20 protein-coding genes are annotated in these 24,956 nt (G+C 65.0%); 13 read left to right on the top strand and 7 right to left on the bottom strand.

The features are described 5' to 3' along the window. Positions 1–29: 29 nt before the first annotated feature. Both hemA and murI read right to left on the bottom strand, forming a co-directional pair. Positions 30–1,250 carry a 5-aminolevulinate synthase gene (gene hemA / locus JI743_RS02515; protein WP_201925617.1) on the bottom strand — a complete coding sequence of 407 codons (1,221 nt, stop codon included), beginning with the start codon at positions 1,248–1,250 and terminating at the stop codon, positions 30–32. A 144-nt stretch (positions 1,251–1,394) separates the two neighbouring features. Beyond that, positions 1,395–2,201 (bottom strand): glutamate racemase, encoded by an 807-nt coding sequence (gene murI, locus JI743_RS02510; protein ID WP_201925615.1) that lies wholly within the window; start codon positions 2,199–2,201, stop codon positions 1,395–1,397. Positions 2,202–2,354: 153 nt separating this feature from the next. On the opposite strand from murI, the gene plsY reads away from it, so the two are divergent. The 7 genes from plsY (at position 2,355) to JI743_RS02475 (ending at position 11,458) form a co-directional block, all read left to right on the top strand. After that, positions 2,355–2,960 (top strand): glycerol-3-phosphate 1-O-acyltransferase PlsY, encoded by a 606-nt coding sequence (gene plsY / locus JI743_RS02505; protein WP_201925613.1) that lies wholly within the window; start codon positions 2,355–2,357, stop codon positions 2,958–2,960. Continuing rightward, positions 2,957–4,042, top strand: a complete 1,086-nt coding sequence (dprA, locus tag JI743_RS02500; protein ID WP_201925611.1) for a DNA-processing protein DprA — start codon at positions 2,957–2,959, stop codon at positions 4,040–4,042. The genes plsY and dprA overlap by 4 nt, the downstream gene beginning before the upstream one ends. Positions 4,043–4,126: 84 nt before the next feature. Beyond that, complete coding sequence (locus tag JI743_RS02495; RefSeq protein WP_236659662.1) at positions 4,127–5,683, top strand: vWA domain-containing protein; 1,557 nt, start codon at positions 4,127–4,129, stop codon at positions 5,681–5,683. Between the two features lie 111 nt (positions 5,684–5,794). Continuing rightward, positions 5,795–6,790 carry a hypothetical protein gene (locus tag JI743_RS02490; RefSeq protein WP_201925609.1) on the top strand — a complete coding sequence of 332 codons (996 nt, stop codon included), beginning with the start codon at positions 5,795–5,797 and terminating at the stop codon, positions 6,788–6,790. Positions 6,791–7,015: 225 nt separating this feature from the next. Next, positions 7,016–7,621 (top strand): hypothetical protein, encoded by a 606-nt coding sequence (locus JI743_RS02485; protein ID WP_236659661.1) that lies wholly within the window; start codon positions 7,016–7,018, stop codon positions 7,619–7,621. Positions 7,622–7,687: 66 nt separating this feature from the next. Next, on the top strand, positions 7,688–10,243 hold the full coding sequence (gene topA / locus JI743_RS02480; protein ID WP_201925604.1) for a type I DNA topoisomerase: 2,556 nt from the start codon (positions 7,688–7,690) through the stop codon (positions 10,241–10,243). Between the two features lie 108 nt (positions 10,244–10,351). Continuing rightward, on the top strand, positions 10,352–11,458 hold the full coding sequence (locus JI743_RS02475; RefSeq protein ID WP_201925602.1) for an alpha/beta fold hydrolase: 1,107 nt from the start codon (positions 10,352–10,354) through the stop codon (positions 11,456–11,458). Here the strand turns inward: JI743_RS02475 and JI743_RS02470 are convergent, their stop codons facing one another. From JI743_RS02470 to lepB, 4 genes are read right to left on the bottom strand one after another with little or no spacing between them, the layout of a single operon-like run. Continuing rightward, positions 11,459–11,899, bottom strand: a complete 441-nt coding sequence (locus tag JI743_RS02470; RefSeq protein ID WP_201925600.1) for a hypothetical protein — start codon at positions 11,897–11,899, stop codon at positions 11,459–11,461. It lies immediately after the preceding gene. Between the two features lie 9 nt (positions 11,900–11,908). Beyond that, positions 11,909–12,802: a GTPase Era gene (gene era / locus JI743_RS02465; protein ID WP_201925598.1), complete on the bottom strand. Its 894-nt coding sequence runs from the start codon at positions 12,800–12,802 to the stop codon at positions 11,909–11,911. Further along, complete coding sequence (gene rnc, locus JI743_RS02460; protein ID WP_201925596.1) at positions 12,799–13,482, bottom strand: ribonuclease III; 684 nt, start codon at positions 13,480–13,482, stop codon at positions 12,799–12,801. Before rnc ends, era begins: the two co-directional genes overlap by 4 nt. Beyond that, positions 13,479–14,348 carry a signal peptidase I gene (gene lepB, locus JI743_RS02455; protein ID WP_236659739.1) on the bottom strand — a complete coding sequence of 290 codons (870 nt, stop codon included), beginning with the start codon at positions 14,346–14,348 and terminating at the stop codon, positions 13,479–13,481. The genes rnc and lepB overlap by 4 nt, the downstream gene beginning before the upstream one ends. 215 nt (positions 14,349–14,563) lie before the next feature. Here lepB and pgi point away from each other — a divergent pair, with 215 nt between their 5' ends. From pgi to JI743_RS02440, 3 genes are all read left to right on the top strand, one after another. Continuing rightward, a complete protein-coding gene (gene pgi, locus JI743_RS02450; protein ID WP_201925591.1) occupies positions 14,564–16,069 on the top strand; it encodes a glucose-6-phosphate isomerase in 1,506 nt (501 codons plus the stop codon). Positions 16,070–16,179: 110 nt separating this feature from the next. Next, on the top strand, positions 16,180–17,526 hold the full coding sequence (gene gor, locus JI743_RS02445; protein ID WP_201925589.1) for a glutathione-disulfide reductase: 1,347 nt from the start codon (positions 16,180–16,182) through the stop codon (positions 17,524–17,526). A gap of 61 nt (positions 17,527–17,587) precedes the next feature. Beyond that, entirely contained in the window at positions 17,588–18,604 is a 1,017-nt protein-coding gene (locus JI743_RS02440) for an NAD-dependent epimerase/dehydratase family protein (protein WP_201925587.1), read from the top strand. Positions 18,605–18,713: 109 nt separating this feature from the next. Here JI743_RS02440 and JI743_RS02435 read toward each other — a convergent pair whose 3' ends face one another. After that, the gene (locus JI743_RS02435; RefSeq protein WP_201925585.1) at positions 18,714–20,123 is read right to left on the bottom strand and encodes a helix-turn-helix domain-containing protein; all 1,410 of its coding nucleotides are present in this window, start codon (positions 20,121–20,123) and stop codon (positions 18,714–18,716) included. A 110-nt stretch (positions 20,124–20,233) separates the two neighbouring features. Here JI743_RS02435 and JI743_RS02430 point away from each other — a divergent pair, with 110 nt between their 5' ends. From JI743_RS02430 to scpA, 3 genes are all read left to right on the top strand, one after another. Continuing rightward, on the top strand, positions 20,234–21,766 hold the full coding sequence (locus tag JI743_RS02430; RefSeq protein WP_201925583.1) for an acyl-CoA carboxylase subunit beta: 1,533 nt from the start codon (positions 20,234–20,236) through the stop codon (positions 21,764–21,766). Positions 21,767–22,153: 387 nt separating this feature from the next. Next, positions 22,154–22,594: a methylmalonyl-CoA epimerase gene (gene mce / locus JI743_RS02425; RefSeq protein WP_201925581.1), complete on the top strand. Its 441-nt coding sequence runs from the start codon at positions 22,154–22,156 to the stop codon at positions 22,592–22,594. Between the two features lie 180 nt (positions 22,595–22,774). Further along, positions 22,775–24,922, top strand: coding sequence for a methylmalonyl-CoA mutase (scpA, locus tag JI743_RS02420; protein ID WP_201925579.1), 2,148 nt, complete (start codon positions 22,775–22,777; stop codon positions 24,920–24,922). The last annotated feature ends 34 nt before the right edge of the window (positions 24,923–24,956 follow it).

The raw sequence follows: 24,956 nt of genomic DNA, 5'->3' as shown, positions 1-24,956 counted from the left end.
CGGTTTCCCCGGTCCGATTATGTTATTTGTTATGCCGCCTTGAGCAGCCGAATTTCGAGCCGGTCCCAGATTTCGACAAGCGCTGCCGTGAGGTCGCGCATCATCGCTTCGTTATGCGCCGGACCCGGCGTGAAGCGCAGGCGTTCGGTGCCGCGCGGCACGGTCGGGAAATTGATCGGCTGCACATAAACGCCATATTCGGCGAGCAATATGTCGCTGATCTTCTTGGCGCGCACCGGATCGCCGACCATCAGCGGGACGATGTGCGTCGTCGAGTCCATGACCGGCAGGCCCGCGTCGCGGAAGCTCTGTTTGAGGAAGGCCGCGGCCGCCTGTTGCGCGTCGCGCTCGGCGCTCGACTCTTTCAGATGGCGTACGCTCGCGAGCACGCCCGCGACGAGCACCGGCGACAGGCTGGTCGTGAAGATGAAGCCCGGCGCATAAGAGCGGATCACGTCGATGATATTCTTCTCGGCAGCGATATAGCCGCCCATCACGCCGAACGCCTTGCCAAGCGTGCCTTCGATGATCGTCACGCGGTGCGCCGCCTCGTCGCGGTCGGTGATACCGCCGCCGCGCGGGCCGTACATGCCGACCGCATGGACCTCGTCGCAATAGGTGAGCGCGTTATACTTGTCGGCAAGGTCGCAGATCGCGTGGATCGGCGCGACGTCGCCGTCCATCGAATAGACGCTTTCGAACGCGATGACCTTTGCTGCTTCGGGATCGTCGGCGGCGAGCATCTCTTCGAGATGATCGAGGTCATTGTGACGCCACACGCGCTTTTCGCAGCCCGAATTGCGAATACCCGCAATCATCGATGCATGGTTGAGCTCGTCCGAATAGATGATGCAGTTCGGCAGCAGCTTGCCGAGCGTGCCGAGCGTCGCCTCGTTCGAGATATAGCCCGAGGTGAAGAGCAGCGCGCCTTCCTTGCCGTGAAGGTCGGCCAGCTCATGCTCGAGGTCGATGTGATAATGCGTGTTGCCGCCGATATTGCGCGTACCGCCCGAACCCGCGCCGACGTCGTGCAGCGCCTCTTCCATCGCGGCGACGACCTTCGGATGCTGGCCCATTGCGAGATAATCGTTCGAGCACCAGACGGTGATCGGCTTCGGCCCGTTGTGGCCCGCAAAGCAGCGCGCATTGGGATAGGCGCCCTTGTTGCGCAGGATATCGATGAAGACGCGGTAGCGGCCTTCCTCGTGCAGCCGGTCGATGGCGCGTGCGAAAATATCGTCGTAGTTCACGTGTCAGCCCCGCAGTCAGGTGCTCATTCAAGCGTATCGGCCGCACCCGCAGGCGGCTTTATTCCGTGCCGCAATAACGGCAGAGCGCCGCGAAGGCCAGTGCGAACGATTCGCAATTTCTGCCGAATCCCACTCGAAAGACGATCAAATCGTCTCGATCCGGTCGATTCCAAACGGAAGGAGCGCGGTGAGCGGAGGGGGGGGGCGTTCGGGGCTGGCGGTGAAGACGCCCAGCCCCGATGGCGCCTCCGCCGGCCAATCCTGTCCTTCGGTCAGATGCGCGATGCGACGCGCGATCCCGTCGGCTCCGTCGATAAACCGCACGTCCGGACCGGCGGCGGCCTGTAACTCGTCGGCAAGCAGCGGGAAATGCGTGCAGGCGAGGACGATCACGTCGAGTGCGCCGCCGCGCGGCTGGTCACGAAGGCCCGAAATTGCGCGCGCGATGACAGCGGGGTCGACCGGCTCGCCGCGCAACTTCGCCTCGGCTGCGGTGACGAGGCCGGGGCTGCCGTGGCGCAGCACCGTCTTGTCGGCGGCGAAGCGCGCGCTCAAATCGTCGACATAGGGCTGGCGCACGGTCGCGACGGTGCCCAGCACGCCGATAACGCCGCTTTGGGTGAGCAAGGCGGCGGGCTTGATCGCGGGGACGGTGCCGACGATCGGAACGTCGAGCGCGGCGCGGACATGCGCGAGCGCAATTGTCGAGGCGGTGTTGCAGGCGATGACAACGATGCGCGGCTGGTAACGCTCGACGAGGCGGCCGAGCAGCGCGGGAACGCGCGCGGCGAGTTCGGCCTCGCTCTTCTCGCCATAGGGAAGCCCGGCATAGTCGGCGGCGTAGACGACAGGCGCACGGGGCAGCAGCGCGCGCGTCGGACCGAGCACGGTCAGGCCGCCGAGGCCGCTGTCGAAGAAAAGGATCGGGGCGTCAGGAGCGGGCGGCTGCATGGTCGTCGCCTAGCAGGGAGCAATGCAGGGCTCAATTGTCCAACATCCTTGATGGCGAACAAGCTATGTCCATTTCGGCAATCAACGATCGCCGAAGCCGTTGATTGATTTGTCCAACGCCGCCAAAAGGAAGCCGAGGGAGCCGGGAGTGCCATGACCGCCTATCTATTGATCGTCGCAGGCTATTTGCTCGGTTCGATCCCGTTCGGGGTGATATTGACGCGTGCCTTCGGCGCCGGCGACCTGCGCCAGATCGGGTCGGGCAATATCGGAGCGACCAATGTGTTGCGTACCGGGCGCAAGGGGCTGGCGGCAGCGACGCTGATTCTCGACGGTGCGAAGGGCGCGGTCGCGGTGCTGCTTGCGCGCCAGTTCGCACCCGAGCTTGGCGAGCATGGCGCGATGATCGCGGGCGCGGCGGCGATGATCGGCCATTGCTATCCCGTCTGGCTGCGTTTCAGGGGCGGCAAGGGGGTCGCTACGCTGATCGGCCTTGCTCTCGCGCTCGCCTGGCCCATCGGGCTGGTTGCCGCGGCGGTGTGGCTTTTGACGGTGCTGCTGCTGCGTATCTCGTCGCTGGGCGGGATGATGGGCGCGATTGCGGCGCCGGTTGCAGCGCTGCTGCTGGGCTATTCCACCTATGCTGTCGGCCTGGCGGGGCTCGCGGTCATCCTGCTCTGGCGGCACCGCGAGAATATCGCGCGGCTGCGTGCGGGGACCGAACCGCGCGTCGGCGCGAAGAAGGACGGCGCCGCGTGACGCCAGCCGAGCGGCTGGCGCGGCTGCGCCTGATCCGCACGCCGCATGTCGGCCCGGTAAGCTGGCACCAGTTGATGCAGCGTTTCGGGTCGGGCGAGGCCGCGCTGGCCGCGCTCCCCGACCTCGTGCTGCGCGGCGGTGCCGGCAAGGCGCGCATCGCCCCCGCCGAGCTTGCCGAGCGTGAATATGCGCGCGCTGCCGAACTTGGCGCGCGGCATGTCTTCAGTGACGAAGACGACTATCCGCCGCTGCTGCGCGAGGTCGAGGGGCCGCCGCCGGTGCTGATTGTCCGCGGCCGCACCGATATGCTGCGCCGACCGTGCCTGGCGATCGTCGGCGCGCGCAACGCATCGGCGATCGCATGCCGGTTCGCGCGCCAGATCGCGAGCGAGCTTGCGGCACGCGACGTCACGGTGGTGAGCGGGCTTGCGCGCGGCGTCGATACGGCGGCGCATGTCGGCGCGCTCGGCGGAGCGACCGCAGCGGTGATCGCGAGCGGGCTCGACATCGCCTTTCCGCCCGAAAATGCCGAGCTGCAGGAAAAGATCGCCTGCGACCAGTTGCTCATTGCCGAACAGCCGCCGGGAACCGAACCGCTGGCGCGCCACTTCCCGGCGCGCAACCGCATCATCGCTGGCGTTGCGCACGGAACGCTCGTGATCGAGGCGGCGCCGAAATCGGGTTCGCTCATCACCGCGCGACGCGCGGGCGACTACGGGCGCGAGGTGATGGCGGTTCCCGGCTCGCCGCTCGACCCGCGCGCGCAGGGGTGCAATCTGCTGATCCGCGAAGGCGCGACGCTCGTCCAGACGGTCGACGATGTGCTCGAGGCGCTGGGGCCGATCGACGCGCGCATGGTGCGCGAGCCCGCACGGCCGTTCGTGGCGGTCGCACCGGCGCATGACGGCAATGTCGGCGACCGCGATGCGGTGGCGCAATTGCTCGGGCCAACGCCGGTCGCCGTCGATGAGCTTGTGCGCCAGTCGGGGAGGGCGGCCGCCGACGTCCAGCTGGTGCTGCTCGAACTCGAGCTGGCGGGGCGGGTCACGCGCCACGCGGGGGCGCGCGTGTCGCTGGCCTGACGGCAACCTCCCAATCGGTTCAGCGCGCGTTCACGGCGCCGGGAACAGGTTTGTGATACTGTATCACATTCGGGGAGGCTGATGATGCGAGCGAGATTCCTGACCGCGACGACGATATTCGCGCTTCTGGCGACGGGATCGGCGCCGCTACCGGCGCTGACAGCCGCCGCCGCAACGTCGAAACCCGCGCAGCCCTATTGCCGCAACGCGGGACCGCTGCCGCAGCTCGATCCCGAGGCCGAGCAGCAGCGACCCTACGCGTCCGACCGCCCGACCCCGCGCAAGAAGATCCGCGACGACCGCGCCGCGCCGCTCATGTCTCCGCCGCCGCCACCCCCGCCGCCACCCGCGCCGCCGCCCATGCCGGTGATGGAGAGCGCCGCGGATACGGGTTCGGTCGTGGCGACCGGATCGCGCATCGGCGAAGCTGCGGAGCCACCGCGGACCTCGGCGCGCGATGCGAGCGAAAGGGCCGCGAGCAGCATGCCGCCACATCGGCGCCCCTATCCGCGACCGCAGCCGCAATCGGGCATATTGACCGCGGGCGAGCATGACGATCTGCTCAACCCCGAACTCTACGCCGCCTATGTGGGGCGCAGCGATCTTGGGCAGGATATTCGCGTCCTGCCGCGCGTCGATACGATGCGCGTCGTGACGGTGAAGGTGAACGACCGCAACGGCCAGCCGATCCCCTTTGCCGACGTCGTGGTGACGTGCAGCGACGGCAACAGCATCACGATGGCGACGCAGGCGGATGGCAGCGCGGTTTTCTTTCCCGGCCTCGACCGGCTGAGCGAGCGGATCACTGTTTCGGCGCGCAAGGCAGGGCGGCAGATCGCCGACGCGCGCCCCGTGCTCGTCGCCGATGCGCCGGGCGGACAGAGCATCGGGCTGACCGCGAACCAGATGGCGACCAAGGCGACGAAGCTTGACCTGATGCTCGTCATCGACACCACCGGCAGCATGGGCGACGAAATCCGCTACCTGCAGGCCGAGTTGCGCGCGATCATCGCGGCGATCAGCGAGAAGCACCGTAACCTCGACATCCGCACCGGCTTTGTCTTCTATCGCGATGCGGGCGACGAATATGTCACGCGTACGGTCGGTTTCGACCACGACGTCGGCAAGGTGCAGGGCACGCTGGCGCGCCAACATGCGACCGGGGGCGGCGATTATCCCGAGGCGATGGACCAGGCGTTGATCCGCGCGGTCGGACAGGATTGGCGTCCCGATGCGGTCAAATCGCTGCTGCTCGTCGCCGATGCGCCGCCGCATGACGACAAGTTCGGTCGCACCTGGGCGGCGGCCGAGGTCGCGCGCGCCAAGCGCATCCATATTACGCCGGTTGCAGCGTCGGGGGTTGCCGACAAGGCCGAATATGCAATGCGCGCGATGGCGGCGGCGACGCAGTCGCGTTACCTGTTCCTGACCGACGACAGCGGCGTCGGTAATCCGCACGCGCCGCCGGCGGTCGACTGCTATCTGGTGACGCGGCTCGACGCGCTCGTCCGGCGCGTCATCGACAGCCAGATCAGCGGCCGTCGGATCGAGCCCGACGAGCATGAGGTGATCCGCAGCGTCGGAAGATATGACGCGGGCAAGTGCGTCCTGCCGGCCGATTTCAAGTGGCAGCAAGGCTAAACGCCTGACTTTGGGTCATTGACTTGCCCCTGCATCTGGCCGATGCAGGGGCCGGGTCGCGTCTTGAGAACGCCCGCGCCGCTGATTGGCCGGGCGTCGGAGGACGATCCCATGAAAATTTTGCTGCCCGTAGTCGCCGCGCTGGCGATGCTGGCCTGTCCCGTCACCGCCACCGCAGCCGACAAGGACCCCGTCAAGATCAGCGGAGCTTCCGCCGCCAAGGGCGTGACGACCGTCGCGGTTGGCGCCTTCAACGTCGGCTTTATTTTTGAATCGATCGACCAGACCAAGAAGACCGGCGGCCTGATGGGCGCGTTCGGCGGGACGACCAAGGCGCAGAGCGAACTCGTCGGCGTCACCCCCGAAATGATGCAGGCGATCACCGATGCGGCTTACGCCGATTTCGTGTCGCAGCTTTCCGCCCAGGGGTACAGCGTCCAGCCCGCCGCCGACCTGTTCGGCCACCCGGCGATGGCCAAGGCCAAGTCGCAAAAGGTGCCGCTCGATATCAACATCGCGCTCGAAAAGGGAAGCAAGGGCAAGGCGACCTATTTCAAACCGAGTGCGCTGCCGTCGCTGTTGATGATTCCCGGCGATTTTACCGGTTCGGGGATGAGCAGCATGGGCCTCAATATGTCGGCCGGGCAAGCGAGCATGGCGCTTTCCAACTATGCGCGGCAGGCGGGGGTCGGGGTGATCGACGTCGTCTATCTGATCGACTTTTCCGAACAGAAGCGGCCCGGCTTCTTCAGCTTTGGCGGCGGCATCAACGTCAACAGCGGGCTGTCGGTCGCGCCCGACTTTTCGCGCATGACGCTAATCGCGCCGACCGGCAAGCAATCAGTGATTACCGTCAAGGCGCCGGTCGGCGTCGAGGGCGATTTCATCGAGAAAAGCGACGCATCGACGGGAACCGAAAAGACAGTGCAGTCCGCCGCCAATGTCGCGGGCGGTTTCGCCGCGGCAGCGGGCATCGGCCTGCCGCGCTTTGGCAAGACGCGCAAATTCGAGTTCGCCGCCAAGCCGGGGAATTATGAGGAAGGTGCGGCGAAGGCGGCCAGCCTTGCCAATGCGTTGTTGATCGGGCGGCTCGGCGCGCTGCGTTGATCCCGATTTGCGGGTGCCTACGACGCCGCTGAACGTGACCGTGCGGCACCCGCCATCGCTGCGCCTTGTTGCGATTGGCAGAGTGGTGGCAAATCCGGCTTGACGAAATCGCGCCGATGCGGCCACCATCGCCAGTCACGCGGCGTAGGGGCTTGAATGTAAATGCAATATGACGCGAGTTTGCTCGTTCCTACATTGCGGCGGGCCTGGGAAATGGCGATCAATATGCCGACAACCGCTTCGGTCGCCTGGCTGGCCACCGCGACGGCAGGAATTGCGTTGGACGTCGCCGCCGCGCGGATGAACAGCGCCGGAAGCTGGGTGCTGGTTGTCTATGGCATCGTTATAACCGTCATTCAGGTCTGGATCACCCGCGAAGCATTGGCGCGCGAGGGGATTGCAGCTGCGGTGCCGGTCGCCAATTCGCTGAGCGTTTATTTGCAGTCGCTGTTGATCGGGCTCGGCGTTCTGCTGGGGTTGATCTTGCTGGTCTTGCCCGGCCTGTATGTTTTTGCACGCTGGTATCTGGCGCCGGTTCTGCTCGTGCGCGACGGCGGAGGGCGCCGCGCGGCGATGGAGCGAAGCTGGGACATGCTCTTGCTCCATTGGCCCGCTGCGCTGGGCGTCGGGTTGATCATGTTCGTAATGTCGGTCGCGCCGCTGGCCGTCGAACTTGCGGCGCCGGCGTTGGCGGCCGAATATGGCTTCGCTTGGCTGTTGGCGACGAACCTTGTCGCGGCAGTCGGTATTGTCGGGGGTTATCTTGCGTCGGTGGGGCTGCTCCTGAACATCGAGCAACCCGTCTCGACATTGCAGGAAATTTTTGGTTGACGATCCCGCTCGCGGCGCCACCCTCGCGCGTACGTACGTAAGGCACAGCTAGGACAAAATTTTTTCATGCAATTGGTGATTGTCGAATCGCCCGCAAAGGCGAAGACGATCGAGAAATATCTCGGTCGCGATTTCAAGGTGCTGGCGAGCTATGGTCATGTGCGCGACCTGCCGCCCAAGGACGGCTCGGTCGACCCCGACGACGGGTTCGCGATGCAGTGGCAGCTCTATCCCGACAAGGCGAAGCGGCTGAAGGACATTCAGGACGCGGCGAAGCAGGCCGACCGCCTGATCCTCGCGACCGACCCCGATCGCGAGGGCGAGGCGATCAGCTGGCATGTGCAGGAATTGCTGCGCAGCAAAAAGGCGCTGCCGCAGGTTGTCGACCGCGTTACCTTCAACGCGATCACCAAGGATGCCGTAACCGAGGCGATGGCGCACCCGCGCGGGCTCGACGACGATCTGATCGACGCTTATCGCGCGCGCCGCGCGCTCGATTACCTCGTCGGGTTCACATTGTCGCCGGTGTTGTGGCGCAAGCTGCCCGGCGCCAAATCGGCGGGCCGCGTGCAATCGGTGACCTTGCGCATGATCGTCGAGCGCGAGCGCGAGATCGAGGCTTTTGTTGCGCAGCAATATTGGTCGATCACCGGGCTGTTCGAGATGGCGGGGACGGCGTTCAAGGCGCGGCTCGCGCGCTGGCGCGGCGACAAGATCGAGCGACTGACGATCGGCAGCGAAGCCGATGCGCGCGCCGCCGAAGCCGATGTGAAGGCGGGCCATTTCACCGTCGATACGGTCGAGACCAAGCCGCTGACGCGCAACCCGCCGCCACCCTTCACGACGTCGACCTTGCAACAGGAAGCGGCGCGCAAGCTCGGCTTCTCCGCTAGCCATACGATGCGTGTCGCGCAGGACCTCTATGAGGATGGCGCGATCACCTATATGCGTACCGATGGCGTCCAGATGGACGGCAGCGCGATCAGCGCCGCACGAAAGGCGATCGCGACGCGCTACGACGGGGGCTATGTTCCCGACAAGCCGCGCCAGTATCAGACCAAGGCGAAGAACGCGCAGGAAGCGCACGAGGCGATCCGTCCGACCGACTTTGGCAAGGACAGGGTCGGCGGCGGCGATCATGCGCGCCTCTATGACCTGATCTGGAAGCGTGCGCTCGCGAGCCAGATGGCGTCCGCGCGGCTCGAGCGGACGAGCATCGACCTGACCGACGGCACCGGCAAGACCATGCTGCGCGCGACCGGGCAGGTCGTGAAATTCCCAGGCTTCCTTGCGCTGTATGACGAAGGCCGCGACGACGCGAGCGACGACGATGACGCGCGCCTGCTCCCCGCGATGGACAAGGGCGACGCGCCCGCGAAGACTGGCGTCGAGGTCGAACGCCACGAAACGCAGCCGCCGCCACGCTATTCGGAGGCGAGCCTCGTCAAGAAGATGGAGGAGCTCGGCATCGGGCGTCCGTCGACCTATGCCTCGATCCTCCAGGTGCTCAAGGACCGTGCCTATGTGCGGATCGAAAAGAACCGCTTTTATCCCGAGGAAAGCGGGCGACTGCTGACGGCGTTCCTCGAGCGTTTCTTCGAACGCTATGTCCAATATGATTTCACCGCCGGGCTCGAGGAAGAGCTTGACGATGTGTCGGGCGGGCGCGCGCAGTGGCAGGCGGTGCTCGATCGTTTCTGGCGCGATTTCAAACCGCGCACCGGCGAGGTGATGGAGCAGAAGCCGTCGGAGATCACGGCGGCGCTCGACGAATTCCTCGGCCCCTATCTGTTTCCCGACAAGGGCGACGGCAGCGACCCGCGCGTCTGCCCCAATTGCGGCACGGGCAAGCTCGCGCTGCGTGGCGGCAAGTTCGGGCCGTTCATCGCGTGCAGCAACTATCCCGAGTGCAAGTTCACGCGCAAATTCGCGCAGCCTGGCGGCAATGGCGAGGCCGACAATGGCCCCGAAACGCTCGGCACCGATCCCGACACCGGGCTGGAAGTCACCAGGCGCAGTGGGCGCTTTGGTCCCTATATCCAGCTTGGCGACGGCAAGGAGGCCAAACGCTCGTCGATCCCGAAAGACATTCCGGGCGAGGATTTCGACCTCGATTATGCGCTGCGGCTTTTGAGCCTTCCGCGTGAGGTCGGTGTCCATCCGGAAAGCGGCAATGTCATCATGGCTGGACTGGGGCGTTACGGCCCCTATCTGCTCCACGACGGCAAATATGCGAAGCTGACGGGTACCGCAGAGATTTTCGAGATCGGGATGAACGCTGCGGTCGCGCGCATCGCCGACGCCGCCAACGGCGGCGGGCGCGGCCGTGCCAAGGCAGAGCCGCTCAAGACCTTTGGCGCGCATCCGACGAGCGGCGGCGAGATGAAGTTGATGGCGGGACGCTTCGGCCCTTATGTCACCGACGGCACGACGAACGCGACGCTCCCCAAGACGGTCGAGCCCGACGCGCTCACCGAGGAAGAAGCAATTGCGCTGATCGACGCCCGTGCGGCGAAGGGGCCGGCGAAGGGCAAGAAGAAGGCCGCGGCGAAGAAGAAGGCGCCTGCCAAGAAGGCGACCGCGAAAAAGGCACCTGCGAAGAAGAAGGCCGCGGCGGAATAGCCAACCACGTCATCCCGGCGTTCGCCGGGATGACGCTTTGGTTTGAATATGATAGCCTCCCCCAAAACCGGGAGGCTTTGCTTTATGCGTTCGTTGCTTGCTGTCTGCGTGGCGTCGTTTCTCACGCTCTCGTCGCCAGCGTCGGCCCAACAGGTCGGCGCGCTCGTTTCCGCCGATCCGGTCGTCGAGACCCCGCCCGGCATGCAGGCATGGCGCATCCGGTACTGGACGAGCAACGCCGCAGGAGCGCGCCAGCAGGTGACCGGCATGGTCGTGGCGCCGCGCGAGGCGATGTCGCGCGAACCGCGCCGGGTCGTTGCCTGGACGCACGGTACGTCGGGCGTGGTCGAAAAGTGCGCGCCATCGGTCAGTCCGGGCTTTTACGACGCAACGCCGGGGCTCGCCGAGATGATCGCGCAAAATTATGTCGTCGTCGCGCCCGACTATCCGGGGCTCGGCAGTGCGATGCCGCATCCGTATCTGGTCGGGACGGACACCGCCTATTCGGTGCTCGACGCGGTGCGCGCGGCGCGCAGTATTTCGGGCGCCGCGGCGGGCAGCCGTTTTGCCCTATGGGGCGAATCGCAGGGCGGCCACGCCGCGCTGTGGACCGCTGCCTCGGCGCGCCATTATGCGCCCGACCTGACGCTTGTCGGCACCGCCGCGGCCGCGCCGCCGACCGATCTTGCCGCGAACATGCGACAGGCGAGCGATGCCAATGTGCGCGCGATGCTGCTCGCCTTCACGCTGCACAGCTGGTCGCAGCATTTCGGCTATTCGCTCGACGGCTTCACGAACAAATCGACGCAGGGCGTTATCCGCCGTCTCGCCGAAAACAACTGCATAGAGCTGCACAACAAGCCGAAGATCGGCACGATCCTCGGTATCCTCGCGGTGCGGCAGGCGATGGGGCGAAAAGATGTCACGCGCCTGCAGCCCTTCGCCGCGACGATGCGCGCGAACAGCGTCGATGCCGCAAGCGTGCCGGGGCCGCTGCTGATCGCGCAGGGTAGCAAGGACACGATCGTAGCGCCCGCCGTTACGCGCAGCTTTGCCAAGGCGGTTTGCAAGCGCCGGACGCCGCTGCGCTGGCTCGAAGTCCCCGGCGGCGGCCACACCGACAGCGCGCGCGGCAATGCGACGGGCGAGACGCTGGCGTGGATCGCCGCGCGCTTCGACGGACAGACGCCGCCGGACGATTGCCGGCGGATCTGATCAGTCGAACACTTTGGGATCGACGCCCCCCCTGTTCGAAAACCACGCGACAGCGTCGGGACGAAAGAGGCAGATGATCGAGGCGAGCGTGAGCGCGGCTGAGACGAGTGATGCACCAAGGGCGAAGCCGCGGAGCCCTTCAGAATGGAATGGATCAGCCAGCGCTGCAAGCGCGCTAAAGCCCATCCACACGACGTAAATCCATTTGACCACATTGCTCGCCCTGCGGGCGATTCCGTACCAGAAAGCGACCGATATAGCCGCCATGGCCACAAGGATGACGACGACGATGGTCACGGCCACGTTTGGCGGAATCGTCGCCGCGTCACGCGCGATATCGGCCATCATCCTGTCCCACGCGAACACGGGGCTGAGAAAGCCGACGAACAGGGAAAGCCAGAAGAGACGCTCGAAATAGATGATCGAAACCGGTCGTTGCATCGCTTGCTCCTAATCCACCCAATCAAGCCCCATGTCGCGATAGACGCTGCGGTCCTCGTCCCAATTTTCCTTGACCTTGACGTGCAGGAACAGGTGGACCTTGCGCCCCATCAGCTCGGCGAGTTCGGCGCGGGCCTTCGCGCCGATTTCCTTGATCCGGCTACCGCCTTTGCCAAGCACGATCGCGCGCTGGGTATCGCGCGCGACAAAGATTTGCTGGTGGATTTCGGCGCTGCCGTCGGGGCGCGTCTTGAAGAGCTCGGTTTCGACGGTCGATTGATAAGGCAGCTCCTCGTGGAGCTGGCGATAAAGCTGCTCGCGCGTGATCTCGGCGGCGAGCATGCGTTCGGGGGCGTCGCTGACCTCATCCTCGGGGAAGTGCCAGGGTCCCTCGGGCATCAGCGCCGCGAGATGCGCCTTGAGTTCGGGGACGCCGTCGCCGCTGCTCGCTGCAATGAAGAAGGTTTCGTCGAAGGCGAGCCGCGAATTGAGCTCGGTCGCGATGGTGAGGAGTTTGTCCTTTTTAACGATGTCGACCTTGTTGAGGACGAGATATTTTTTCTCGGGCCGCCCCGCGACGCCCTCGAGCACGCGCTCGACGCGCCCCGTGAGCTTGGCGGCGGCATCGACCATCACGAGGATCGCCTCGGCCTCCTCTAGGCTGCCCCACGCCGCTGCGACCATCGCGCGGTCGAGGCGGCGGTTCGGCGCGAAGATGCCGGGGGTGTCGATCAGGATGATCTGCGTGTCGCCATCCATCGCGACGCCCATCAGCCGCGTGCGCGTCGTCTGTGCCTTGGGGCTGACGATCGCGACCTTCTGGCCGACGAGCGCGTTGACGAGCGTCGACTTGCCCGCATTGGGCGCGCCGACGACGGCGACGAAACCGCAACGCTGGGTCATTTTTCTTCTTCCTGTATCAATTGGTCGAGCAGCGCCGCCGCCGCCGCCTTTTCGGCGGCCTGCTTCGACGCGCCTTCGCCCTCGGCCTCGGCAAGTTTGCCGACCGACACGGCGACAAGGAAACGCGGCGCATGGTCGGGGCCTTCGCGACGGACAAGACGATATTCGGGCGGGCGTCGCTTGCGCGCGAGCGCCCATTCCTGGAGCGCCGCCTTTGGATGTTTGGGCGCGGCGAGTTGCCCTTCGATGCGATCGCCCCAATGGGTGAGGATGAAGCGGCGCGCAGCCTCTTCGCCCTTGTCGAGCCAGATCGCGCCGATCAGCGCCTCGATCGCGTCGGCCGCGATATTGTCGCTATGGCGCCCCCCGTCGTTGCGCGCTTGCGCGCCAAAGCGGATCAGTGCGGAAAGATCGAGCGCGTGCGCGATTGCGGCGCAGGTCGCACCCGACGCAAGGACGTGGAGCCGCGACGACAATTCGCCCTCGCTCGCCTTGGGAAAACGCGCGTAAAGCTCGGACGCGATCACGAGGCCGAGCACGCGGTCGCCAAGGAATTCGAGCCGTTGGTAATCGGCGCGCCCCGTGCTTCCGTGCGTCAGCGCAAGGTCATAGAGCGCGAGGTCGCCCGGTTCGCAGCCGATGATCCCGGCGAGCGCCCCGGTGTCGAGCGCATCGCTCAAAAGCTTTCCCCGATGCGTTTCCAGCGGGCGGCGGTGAGCCAACTGATGGGGTTGAACCAGCTCGCCGATCCGTCGGTCGAGAACATGCTGACAAGCGCGTGGCCGACGAGATTTTCCTCGGGCACCGCACCGCCCAGCCCGCCTTCGTACAGCGGAACGCGGCTGTCGGCGCTGCGGTCGCGGTTGTCGCCCATCAGGAACACGCTGCCGTCCGGAACCGTATAGGGCGGCGTGTTGTCGACGGGCAGGTCGGCAATGTCGAGAATAGCATAGCTGCGCCCGTCGGGCAGCGTTTCGCGGAACTGCTTATAGCGGCACTGACGTTGGCCATCCGGGCCGATTTCTTCGAATTCCGTCGAATAACAGACAAGCGTGCCTTGCGCGCGCGATGCTTCGACCATGTTCGGCGTGACCGGAATGACGAAATCGGCCATCGGCTCGCGTTTGAGCGGCTCGCCGTTGAGCCAGACGATGCCGTCGCGCAGCTGTACCGTGTCGCCGGGAACCCCGATGACGCGCTTGATCCAGTCATCCTTGGCGAGCGGCGGCGCCTTGAAAACCACGACGTCGCCGCGCTCGGGTGTGCGGCCGAACAGGCGTCCGGGGATCAGCGGGACGCTGAACGGCAGGCTGTGCTTCGTGTAGCCATAGGCCATCTTGTTGACGAGCAGATAGTCGCCGATCAGCAAGCGTGGCTGCATCGATTCCGATGGAATATTGAACGGCGACAGGAAAAAGCTGCGGAATATGAGCACCGCGATCGCGAGCAGGCCCAAAAAGCGGAGCGTGTCGACTGCCTCTTCCTTTGCGGAAACGGGTGCCGGGGTCGGGCTGGGCGTGTTCGGGGGCGAATTTTCGGCAGTCATGCTGGCGTCAGTCATGCCGCGCATTGGCGACGAATAGGTCTGCGCGTCAAGCAAATATCGGCGGAACGCGCTGGCGCGGTGTCGCCTGTGGGCTTAGAGAAGGGGTTGCATTTCATCCCCGTTCGCACCGCGCGAAGTCGAGATGCCCATGGCGCCGGAAGGGGCGCCGGGTGTCGCGACTTTGCTCGACGCGAGCGAAAATCAGAGGGAATCCGATGACGACCGCTTCCGAAGCCTGGAAGGCACTAACCGCGTGGCAGCCGCAAAAACTCGCCGACCTGGTCGCGCACGATCCCGAGGCCCGCTTGCAGTCGCTTGTCCGCAACGTCGCCGATATTCGCTTCGACTTTGCAAAGACGCATCTCGACGGTGCGGCAATCGACGCCATGCAGGGGCTTGCCACAGCGCAGGATTTCGCGGGACGCCGCAAGACATTGTTCAGCGGCGGGATTGCCAATCCTACCGAAGATCGCGCTGCCGAGCATAGTGCTGAGCGCGGCGAGGGAGCGTCCGATTCGGTCCGCCGCGCGCAGGCGCTCCACCACCGGATGCGGATGCTCGTCGACGCGATCGAGGCGGGGGCGTTCGGCGAAATTCGGCACCTGTTGCACATCGGTATCGGCGGTTCTGCGCTCGGCCCCGACCTGCTTGTCGATGCGCTCGGGCGGCACAATCGCCGTTATGACGTTGCCGTGGTGTCGAACGTCGATGGTGCGGCGCTCAGCGAAGCCTTCGCCAAATTCAGCCCCGAGCATACGCTTGTTGCGGTGGCATCGAAGACCTTCACAACGACCGAGACGTTGCTCAATGCCGAATCGGTGCTGCAATGGTTCGACGAGGCGGGGGTCGCCGATCCCGCGGGACGCTTCATCGCGCTTACCGCCAATCCCGACAAGGCGATGGAGTGGGGGGTCGACGAAACGCGCATCCTGCCGTTCAGCGAGACGGTCGGCGGGCGCTATTCGCTCTGGTCGTCGATCGGCTTTCCTGCCGCGCTCGCACTCGGCTGGGATGCCTTTGCCGAACTGCTCGAAGGCGCGGCCGAGATGGACCGGCATTTCCGGCTGGCCGACGGCGCCGACAATGTCTGCCTGCTCGCCGCCTTCGTCGACCAGCTCTACGCCAATCGCCTTGGCTGTCAGACGCGTGCGGTCTTTGCCTATGACGAGCGTTTGCGGCTACTTCCTGACTATCTGCAACAGCTCGAAATGGAATCGAACGGCAAGGCGGTGACGCTCGATGGTGCGCCGCTGGGCCGTGCGAGCGCGTCGATCACCTGGGGCGGCGTCGGCACCGACGCGCAACATGCGGTGTTCCAGCTTTTGCACCAGGGCACGCACCTGACCCCGGTCGAATTCATCGTCGCGCGTGAGCCCGGCCATGTGCTCGACGCGGCGCATCATGAAACGCTGGTCGCCAATTGCATCGCGCAGGGCGCGGCGTTGATGGCCGGACGCGCAAGCGACGACGGCGCGCGCAACTATCCGGGCGACAGGCCGTCGACGACGATCCTGCTCGATCAGGTCAGTCCGCACACGCTCGGCGCGCTCATCGCCTTTTACGAGCACCGCACCTTCGCCAATGCGGTGCTGCTTGGGATCAACCCGTTCGACCAGTTCGGCGTCGAGCTGGGCAAGGAAATGGCGAAGGGGCTGACCGAGGGCACGATCGACTTCGACCCGGCGACGCAGGCGTTGATGGACGCGGCGCTTGGGGGGTGAGGCTGGAGCCACTGACACTGAGCGCAAAAATCGATTGGCATCGCGCGCCCGCGTAACCACATAGGCCGCGGCTGCGAATGGCAGCGCATGAAAATTGTCAGGGGCCCCCAATGAGCGACTTCGACTTCGATCTCTTTGTCATCGGTGCCGGATCGGGCGGCGTGCGTGCCTCGCGCGTCGCGGCGTCGCACGGCGCGCGCGTCGCCATCGCCGAGGAGCATCGCGTCGGCGGAACCTGCGTCATTCGCGGCTGCGTCCCCAAGAAACTGCTCGTCTATGGCGCGCATTTCGCCGAGGATCTGAAGGATGCGCGCCAGTTCGGCTGGGACGTTCCCGACTGCAAATTCGACTGGGACCGGCTGCGCGACAATGTGCTGAACGAAGTCACGCGGCTTGAGGGGCTTTATGGCGAGACGCTCGACAATCACAAGGTCACGCTGTTCAAGACGCGCGCGACGGTCGTTGGACCGCAGAAGGTGCGGTTGGCAGACGGGCAGGAACTCACTGCCGAGCGCATCCTGATCGCGACGGGCGGATGGCCCTTCGTCGCAGATTTTCCCGGGAGCGAGCATGCGATCACCTCGAACGAGGTCTTCCATCTCGAAAAGCTGCCCAAGCGCGTTGTCATCGCGGGGGGCGGCTATATCGCCAATGAATTCGCCGGCATCTTCAACGAATTCGGCAGCAAGGTGACGATCGTCAACCGCAGCGATACGATCCTGCGCGGATATGACGAGCAGATCCGCGACCGGCTGCTCCAGATTTCAATGACCAAGGGCATCGATTTCAAGTTCAACGCGCCCTTCCAGTCGATCGAGAAAAATGAGGACGGGTCGCTGACCGTCCATCTCGAAAACTGCGAGCCGATCGTCGCCGACGCGGTGCTCATCGCGACCGGACGTGTGCCCAACACCAAGGGGCTCGGCCTTGAAGATGTCGGCGTCGATCTCGACACGAAGGGCGCGATCAAGGTTGACGACACCAACCAGTCGTCGGTGCCCAGCATCTATGCCGTCGGCGACGTCACCGATCGCATCCAGCTCACACCCGTTGCGATCCGCGAAGGACAGGCATTCGCCGATACCGTCTATGGCGGCAAGCCGACGACGGTCGATTATCGCAACGTCCCGAGCGCAGTGTTCAGCCACCCGCCGATCGGCGCGGTCGGGATGACCGAGGCCGAAGCGCGCAACAAGCTGGGAACGATCCGCACCTATACGAGCGACTTTCGCGCGATGAAGAATGTCCTCGCCGGACGCAACGAGCGCGCGCTCTACAAGATGATTGTCGATGCGGCGACCGACCAGGTGGTCGGGCTGCACATGATCGGCCCCGATGCCCCCGAAATCCTGCAGGCCGCGGCGGTTGCCGTGAAAGCCGGGCTGACCAAGGCCGATTTCGACGCCACGGTCGCGCTGCACCCGAGCATGGCCGAGGAACTGGTGCTGCTGAAATAAGGGTTCGGTCCCCCGAACGCTTTGCGCTATCCTGGCTGTATCGACGACGAGGGGATGGCGCATGGTGGGCACGGCGTTGGTTACGGGCGGAAGCGGCTATATCGCCGGCTTCCTTATCCGGCAGCTGGTTGCCGAAGGCTGGACGGTTCACGCGACGATCCGCAGCCTTGCGCGCGAGCCCGAAGTGCGCGGATCGCTATCGGTCGATAATGACCGCCTGAAATTCTTCGCCGCCGATCTTGAGCATGACGCGGGTTGGGCCGAAGCGATCGTCGATTGCACGCATGTCGCGCATGTTGCGTCTCCCTTTCCGCTGGGCGTTCCCAAACATCCTGACGAACTCGTCGTCCCGGCACGCGAAGGCGTGCTGCGGGCGCTGCGTTTCGCGCGCGCTGCCGGGGTGAAGCGCTTTGTCCTGACCTCGTCGATGGCGGCAATCGCCTATGGCCACGGCAAGGGCGTGCGAATGAACAACGAGGCCGACTGGACGAACCTCGATGATCCCGATGTCATGCCCTATGTGCGCTCCAAGACCGTTGCCGAACGCGCGGCGCGCGATTGGATGGCGGCCGAGGGCGGCGATATCGAGTTTGTCTCGGTCAACCCGGCGGCGGTATTCGGTCCCTTGATAAGCGACGATTTTTCGACGTCGATCGAGGTCGTGAAGCAGCTTTTGGAAGGGAAGGTGCCGATGTGTCCCGACGTCGGTTTCGGCATCATCGACGTCCGCGACGTTGCCGACCTCCACTATCGCGCGCTCACCGCGCCCGATTTGCGCGACGAGCGTTTCATTTGCTCGGGCCCGTTTCTCAAGATGATCGATGTCGCCGAAATCCTGCGGACCAATCTGGGTGACAGGGCGCGCAAGGTGCCGACGCGGCGAATGCCGGATTGGCTCCTGAGGGCATTCGCGATTTTCCGCCCCGAACTGCGGCAGCTCGTCGCCGAACTCGGCAATGTGCGCGGCGGCGACAGCCGCCATGCGATGCAAAGGCTCGGCTGGTCGATGCGGCCGCCCGAGGAGGCTATTCTCGCGACGGCGCATAGCCTGTTCGAGCGAGGACTTGTGAAGGTTTGAGCAACGCGTCGTCCCCCGCCAAGGCGGGGGCCGCCCGAGGCGAGCGCGCGAGGCCGGCTTCGGCTCCGGCTTCGCGGGGGCGACGCTTGGTACTTGGCGGAGGCTTTCGCTACCCGATCCGATACGGCACCACGTCCCGTCGATCCGGGTCCACCAATATCGGCCGGTCGCTCGGCGGAAAGGCGCGCTGGTCGCAATCGTCGCGCGGGCAGATGCGGCACGACAGGCCGATCCGCGTTGCAGCCTGCGGTGCGTCGACATCGACACCGTCGGCATAGACAAAGTCAGCGGCATATTGCGCCTCGCACCCAAGCGCGACGGCATAGCGGCGCGGGAGGCGCGCATAGCTGCCCGACGGTTTGACCAGCCCCTTCGCCATCGACACATAGCGCTGCCCGTCGGGCGTTTCGGCGAGCTGGAACAGGATGCGGTCGGGGATCGCGACTGCCTCGTGAACGATCCACAGCGGACAGGCGCCGCCGAAGCGCGCGAATTGCAGGCGCGTTGCGCTGTGCCGCTTGGTGATATTTCCCGCCATGTCGACGCGACAGAAGAACATCGGGATGCCGCGCGCGCCGGGGCGCTGGAGCGTCGAGAGGCGGTGGCATGCCTGCTCGAAGCTGACGCCATATTCGAGGCGCAGCCGGTCGATGTCGTGGCGCACCGCGCGCGCGCTGGCGCGGAAGGCGCCATAGGGCATCAGCAGCGCGCCCGCGGCATAGTTGGCGAGGCCGACGTGGAGCAATTGGCGCGCCGCGGCGGTGCGCAGCGGCGAGGCTTCGACGATCGCTGCAATATCCTCGGCGAGCGCGAGCGCGGCGAGTTGGTGCGCAAGCTGGAAGCGGCGGCTCTCCGCGGGCTGCGAGGGGGCGATGACGAGGTGGCGCATCGTTGCGTCATAATCGCGCAGCGCGGGGGCCTGACGATAGACGATCGAAATGCCGAGCGCGTCGCGCAGCCTTTGCTCGATCCGCTCGACGGGCGGCGAGGCGGTTTGTCCGCCGAGTTGGCCCGCAAGCGCCTCGGCGGCGCGGTCGAGCCGGTCGACATAATTGCCCGCATCGTGGAACCAGTCGCGCACCTCCTCCCACGGCAGGCGGCTGCCCTCGGCAGTACCGCCGGTGAGCGCTTCGTCGATGATCTGGAGCCGCTGGCCTGCGCGACGATAGGCGGCGTGGAGCGCGACGAATTGGTCGGCGAGCTGCGGCTGCTGGAGCGCCGCACGTTCGAGCTGGTCGGGGGGCAGGGGGGATGCCGCAAAGAGCGGGTCGGCCGCGGCCTCGCGCAGCGCGCCCGCGCGGCGGTCGCCGGCATCGGCGGCGACCTCTTCCCATTCGAGCGGGAACAGCCGCTGCAGCCGATCGAGCAGCGCCGGGGTCAGCGGGCGGTCGTCATGCTCGATCTGGCTGAGGTAGGAGGCCGAAATGCCGAGCTGGGCGGCGAAGTCGGATTGGCGGATCGCGCGGGTTTCCCGAAGTTGGCGAAGTTGTCGCCCAGCGTAGAGTCGGGTTTGTGCCATCGATGCGATGCTACTTTGCAAAGATCGACTTTGCAACTTTGCAAATTCGCATTTGCATCGGCGCGCCGGCGCAGGCAGACGGCGCATTCGAGACACTATCGGAGAGCCGCATGTCCGCCAATATCGCCGAAATGGAACGCCGCCGCGCCGCTGCTGCCGTGGGCGGAGGGCAGAAACGCATCGACGCGCAGCATGCCAAGGGCAAGCTCACCGCGCGCGAAAGGTTGCTCGTGCTGCTCGACGAGGGGTCGTTCGAGGAACTCGACACCTATGTCGAGCATGATTGCGTCGATTTCGGGATGCAGGACCAAAAGGTGCCGGGCGACGGCGTCGTCACCGGATCGGGGACGATCAACGGCCGTCTCGTCTATGTCTTCAGCCAGGATTTCACCGTCTTCGGTGGCTCGCTGTCAAAGCGCCACGCCGAAAAGATCTGCAAGGTGATGGACAAGGCGATGCTGGTCGGCGCGCCGGTCATCGGCCTCAACGACAGCGGCGGCGCGCGCATCCAGGAGGGCGTTGCCTCGCTCGGCGGCTATGCCGACGTGTTCCAGAAAAATGTGCTCGCGAGCGGCGTCGTGCCGCAGATTTCGCTGATCATGGGCCCGTGCGCGGGTGGGGCCGTGTACAGCCCCGCGATGACCGACTTCATCTTCATGGTGAAGGATTCGAGCTATATGTTCGTCACCGGCCCCGATGTCGTCAAGACGGTGACCAACGAGGTGGTGACGCAGGAAGAACTGGGCGGCGCGATTACGCATACGACCAAGAGCTCGGTCGCCGACCTGGCGTTCGAGAACGACATCGAGGCGCTGCTCGCGGCGCGCGATTTCTTTGACTATCTGCCCGAAAACAACCGCAGCGGGGTGCCCGAACGGCCGACCGCCGACCCCTATGACCGGATCGAGGAAAGCCTCGACACGCTGATCCCGCCGAACGCGAACCAGCCCTATGACATGCACGAGCTGATCCGCAAGACGGTCGACGAGGGCGATTTCTTCGAGGTGCAGCCGGCGCACGCCGCGAATATCATCTGCGGTTTCGGACGCATCGAGGGGCGCACCATCGGGATCGTCGCGAACCAGCCGCTTGTGCTCGCGGGCGTGCTCGACATCAATTCGTCGAAGAAGGCGGCGCGCTTCGTGCGTTTTTGCGATGCGTTCGAAATCCCGATCATCACCTTCGTCGACGTTCCCGGCTTCCTGCCGGGCACCGCGCAGGAATATAATGGTATCATCAAGCATGGCGCGAAGCTGCTCTTCGCTTATGCCGAGGCGACGGTGCCCAAGATCACGGTAATCACGCGCAAGGCCTATGGCGGCGCATACGACGTGATGGCGTCAAAGCATCTGCGCGGCGATTTGAACTATGCCTGGCCGACCGCCGAGATCGCGGTGATGGGCGCGAAGGGCGCGGTCGAGATCATCTTCCGCAGCGACATCGGTGACCCTGAAAAAATCGCCGAGCGCACGAAGGAATATGAGGACCGTTTTGCGAACCCGTTCGTCGCGGCGCAGCGGGGGTATATCGACGAGGTGATCTATCCGCACTCGACGCGGCGACGGATTGCGCTGGGGCTACGGAAACTGCGGAACAAGCAGTTGGAGAACCCGTGGAAGAAGCATGACAATATTCCGCTGTGATTGAAGCCATACTCTTATGCGTTTTGTGTTGGGCTTTGGTGCCTTTCGCTGTCCGCGCGCTCTGGGTGGCAAACAAGACCGGAATCCTCCGTCTTCGCTGGAACTGGTCGCGCAATGATGAGCCGTTTTGGTTTTGGTCTCTGTTCGCGTTCATTGTGCTTATGATTCCGTTTTGGACCTTGGTGGGGATCGTCATCCCCCTATATTTAATAGGTGTCGTGAAATGAAACTAGGCCGCCTGAACCACATCGGAGTCGCGACGCCGTCGATCGCCGACAACATCAAGCCCCTCCCCTTCAGGGGAGGGGTTGGGGTGGGGTCTATCGACCTTGCGCAAGGTTGCGGGACCCCACCCCCGGCCCCTCCCCTGAAGGGGAGGGGGGAAGGATGAAACTAGGCCGCCTCAACCATATCGGCGTTGCGACGCCGTCGATTGCCGACAGCATCGTCTTTTACCGCGACGTGATGGGCGCGACGAAAATCCATGAGCCGTTCGACCTGCCAAGCCAGGGGGTAAAGGTGTGTTTTGTCGATACGCCCGGTGCTGATGGCGCGCTCAATGGCACGCAGATCGAGCTGATCGAGCCGCTGCCGGGCAACACGTCGATCGCGGGCTTCCTCGAGAAGAACCCGGCGGGGGGGCAGCATCATATGTGCTACGAAGTCCCCGACATTCACGCCGCCAAGGCGGAGTTCGAGGCGATGGGCAAGCGCGTGCTCGGCGAGCCGCGGATCGGGGCGCATGGGACGCTGATTTTTTTCGTGCATCCCAAGGATATGGGCGGAGTGCTGACCGAGATTATGGAGACGCCGAAGGGGGCGCACTAGAACCCTTCAACCCTCTCCCATCGGGAGAGGGATGCGAAGACTTGCCAGCTTGCTGGCTAGTCGGAGCTGGGTGAGGGGATGGACGCTATCGAGAGGGCACCGACCCTCACCAACTTCGCCTAAGCCTGACGGCTAAGGCTGCGTATCCTCTCCCGAGGGGAGAGGGAATAGGATTGCATTATGACCGACAAACCGACCATCGCCGACTGGCAGGCCGCCGCCGAGAAGGAGGTGAAGGGCCGCGACCTCACCTGGCACACGCCCGAGGGGATCGACGTCAAGCCGCTCTATACCGCCGAGGATGTGCGCGAAGACCCCGGCCTGCCCGGTTTTGCGCCCTTCACGCGCGGGGTGAAGGCGTCGATGTATGCGGGGCGCCCGTGGACGGTGCGGCAATATGCGGGCTTTTCGACCGCCGAGGAATCGAACGCCTTCTATCGCCGCAATCTGGCGGCAGGGCAGAAGGGCCTTAGCGTCGCCTTCGACCTTGCCACCCACCGCGGTTATGACAGCGACCATCCGCGCGTCGTCGGCGACGTCGGCAAGGCGGGTGTCGCGATCGACAGCGTCGAGGATATGAAGATCCTGTTCGACGGCATCCCGCTCGACAAGATGTCGGTCAGCATGACGATGAACGGCGCGGTGATCCCCATACTCGCCTTCTTCATCGTCGCGGGCGAGGAGCAGGGGGTCGAGCGCGCGCTGCTTGACGGGACGATCCAGAACGACATCCTCAAGGAGTTCATGGTCCGCAACACCTATATCTATCCGCCCGAACCCTCGATGCGGATAATCAGCGACATTTTCGGTTACACGTCGCGCGAGATGCCCAAGTTCAACAGCATCTCCATTTCGGGCTATCATATGCAGGAAGCCGGCGCGACGCAGGTGCAGGAGCTCGCCTTCACCATCGCCGACGGCATCGAATATGTGAAATATGGCGTCGCGTCGGGGCTCGACATCGACAAGTTCGCGGGGCGCCTGTCCTTCTTTTTCGCGATCGGCATGAACTTCTTCATGGAGGCGGCAAAACTGCGCGCCGCGCGCGTGCTGTGGCACCGCGCGATGACCAAGCTGGGTGCGGAGTCCGAACGCTCGAAAATGTTGCGCACCCATTGCCAGACCTCGGGCGTGTCGCTGACCGAACAGGACCCGTACAACAATGTCATCCGCACGACGATCGAGGCGATGGCGGCGATGCTCGGCGGGACGCAGAGCCTCCACACCAACGCGCTCGACGAGGCGATTGCGCTGCCGACCGATTTTTCGGCGCGGATCGCGCGCAACACGCAGATCATCCTGCAGGAAGAGACGGGGATGACCAACGTCGTCGACCCGCTCGGCGGCTCTTACTATGTCGAGGCGCTGACGCAGGAGCTGGTCGACAAGGCGCAGGCGATCATCGACCGCGTCGAGGCCGAGGGCGGCATGGCAAAGGCGGTCGCCGCGGGCTGGCCCAAGGCGATGATCGAGGAAGCCGCCGCCGCGCGGCAGGCGCGCGTCGACCGCGGCGACGATGTGATCGTCGGCGTCAACAAATATCGCCTCAAGGACGAAGACCTGCTCGAAACGCTCGAGGTCGACAACACCAAGGTCCGCGAAGCGCAGGTCGCGCGGATCAACCGGGTGAAGGCGAGCCGCGACGAGGCGGCGTGCCAGGCGGCGCTGAAGGCGCTGCGCGATGCCGCCGCCGCGCCGCAGTCGGTCGAGACGAACCTGCTCGCCCACGCGGTCGAGGCGGCGCGCGCGCGCGCGACATTGGGCGAGATTTCGTCGGCGATGGAGGAAGCGTTCGACCGCTATGCCACCGTGCCGACGCCGGTGAAGGGCGTCTATGCCGCGCCCTACAAGGACGACAGTCGCTGGGCGCAGGTCGTCGACGGGGTGAAGGCGGTCGAGCGGCGATTGGGACGCAAACCCAAGCTGCTCGTCGCCAAGATGGGGCAGGACGGGCACGACCGCGGCGCCAATGTCATCGCCTCGGCCTTTGGCGACATGGGGTTCGATATCGTATCGGGGCCGCTGTTCCAGACGCCCGAGGAAACGGTCGTGCTGGCGCTTGAGAACAATGTCGACGCGGTCGGCGCGTCGAGCCTTGCCGCCGGCCACAAGACGCTGATCCCCGAACTGATCAAGGGGCTGAAGGCCGCCGGACGCAGCGATATCAAGGTGATCGCGGGCGGCGTGATCCCGCCACAGGACTATGATTATCTGCGCGACGCGGGCGTGCAGGGTATTTATGGGCCGGGATCGAATGTCGTCGAATGCGCCGCCGATGTGCTGCGCCTGCTGGGACATAATATGCCGCCGATTGGAGAAGCTGCGTGAATTTGAATACGACCCGTTCCCCTGCGCAGGCAGG

This window comes from Sphingopyxis jiangsuensis (assembly GCF_016734905.1).
In the GTDB taxonomy this organism is placed as follows: domain Bacteria; phylum Pseudomonadota; class Alphaproteobacteria; order Sphingomonadales; family Sphingomonadaceae; genus Sphingopyxis; species Sphingopyxis jiangsuensis.
This window is presented reverse-complemented; position numbering and strand designations above follow the sequence as displayed.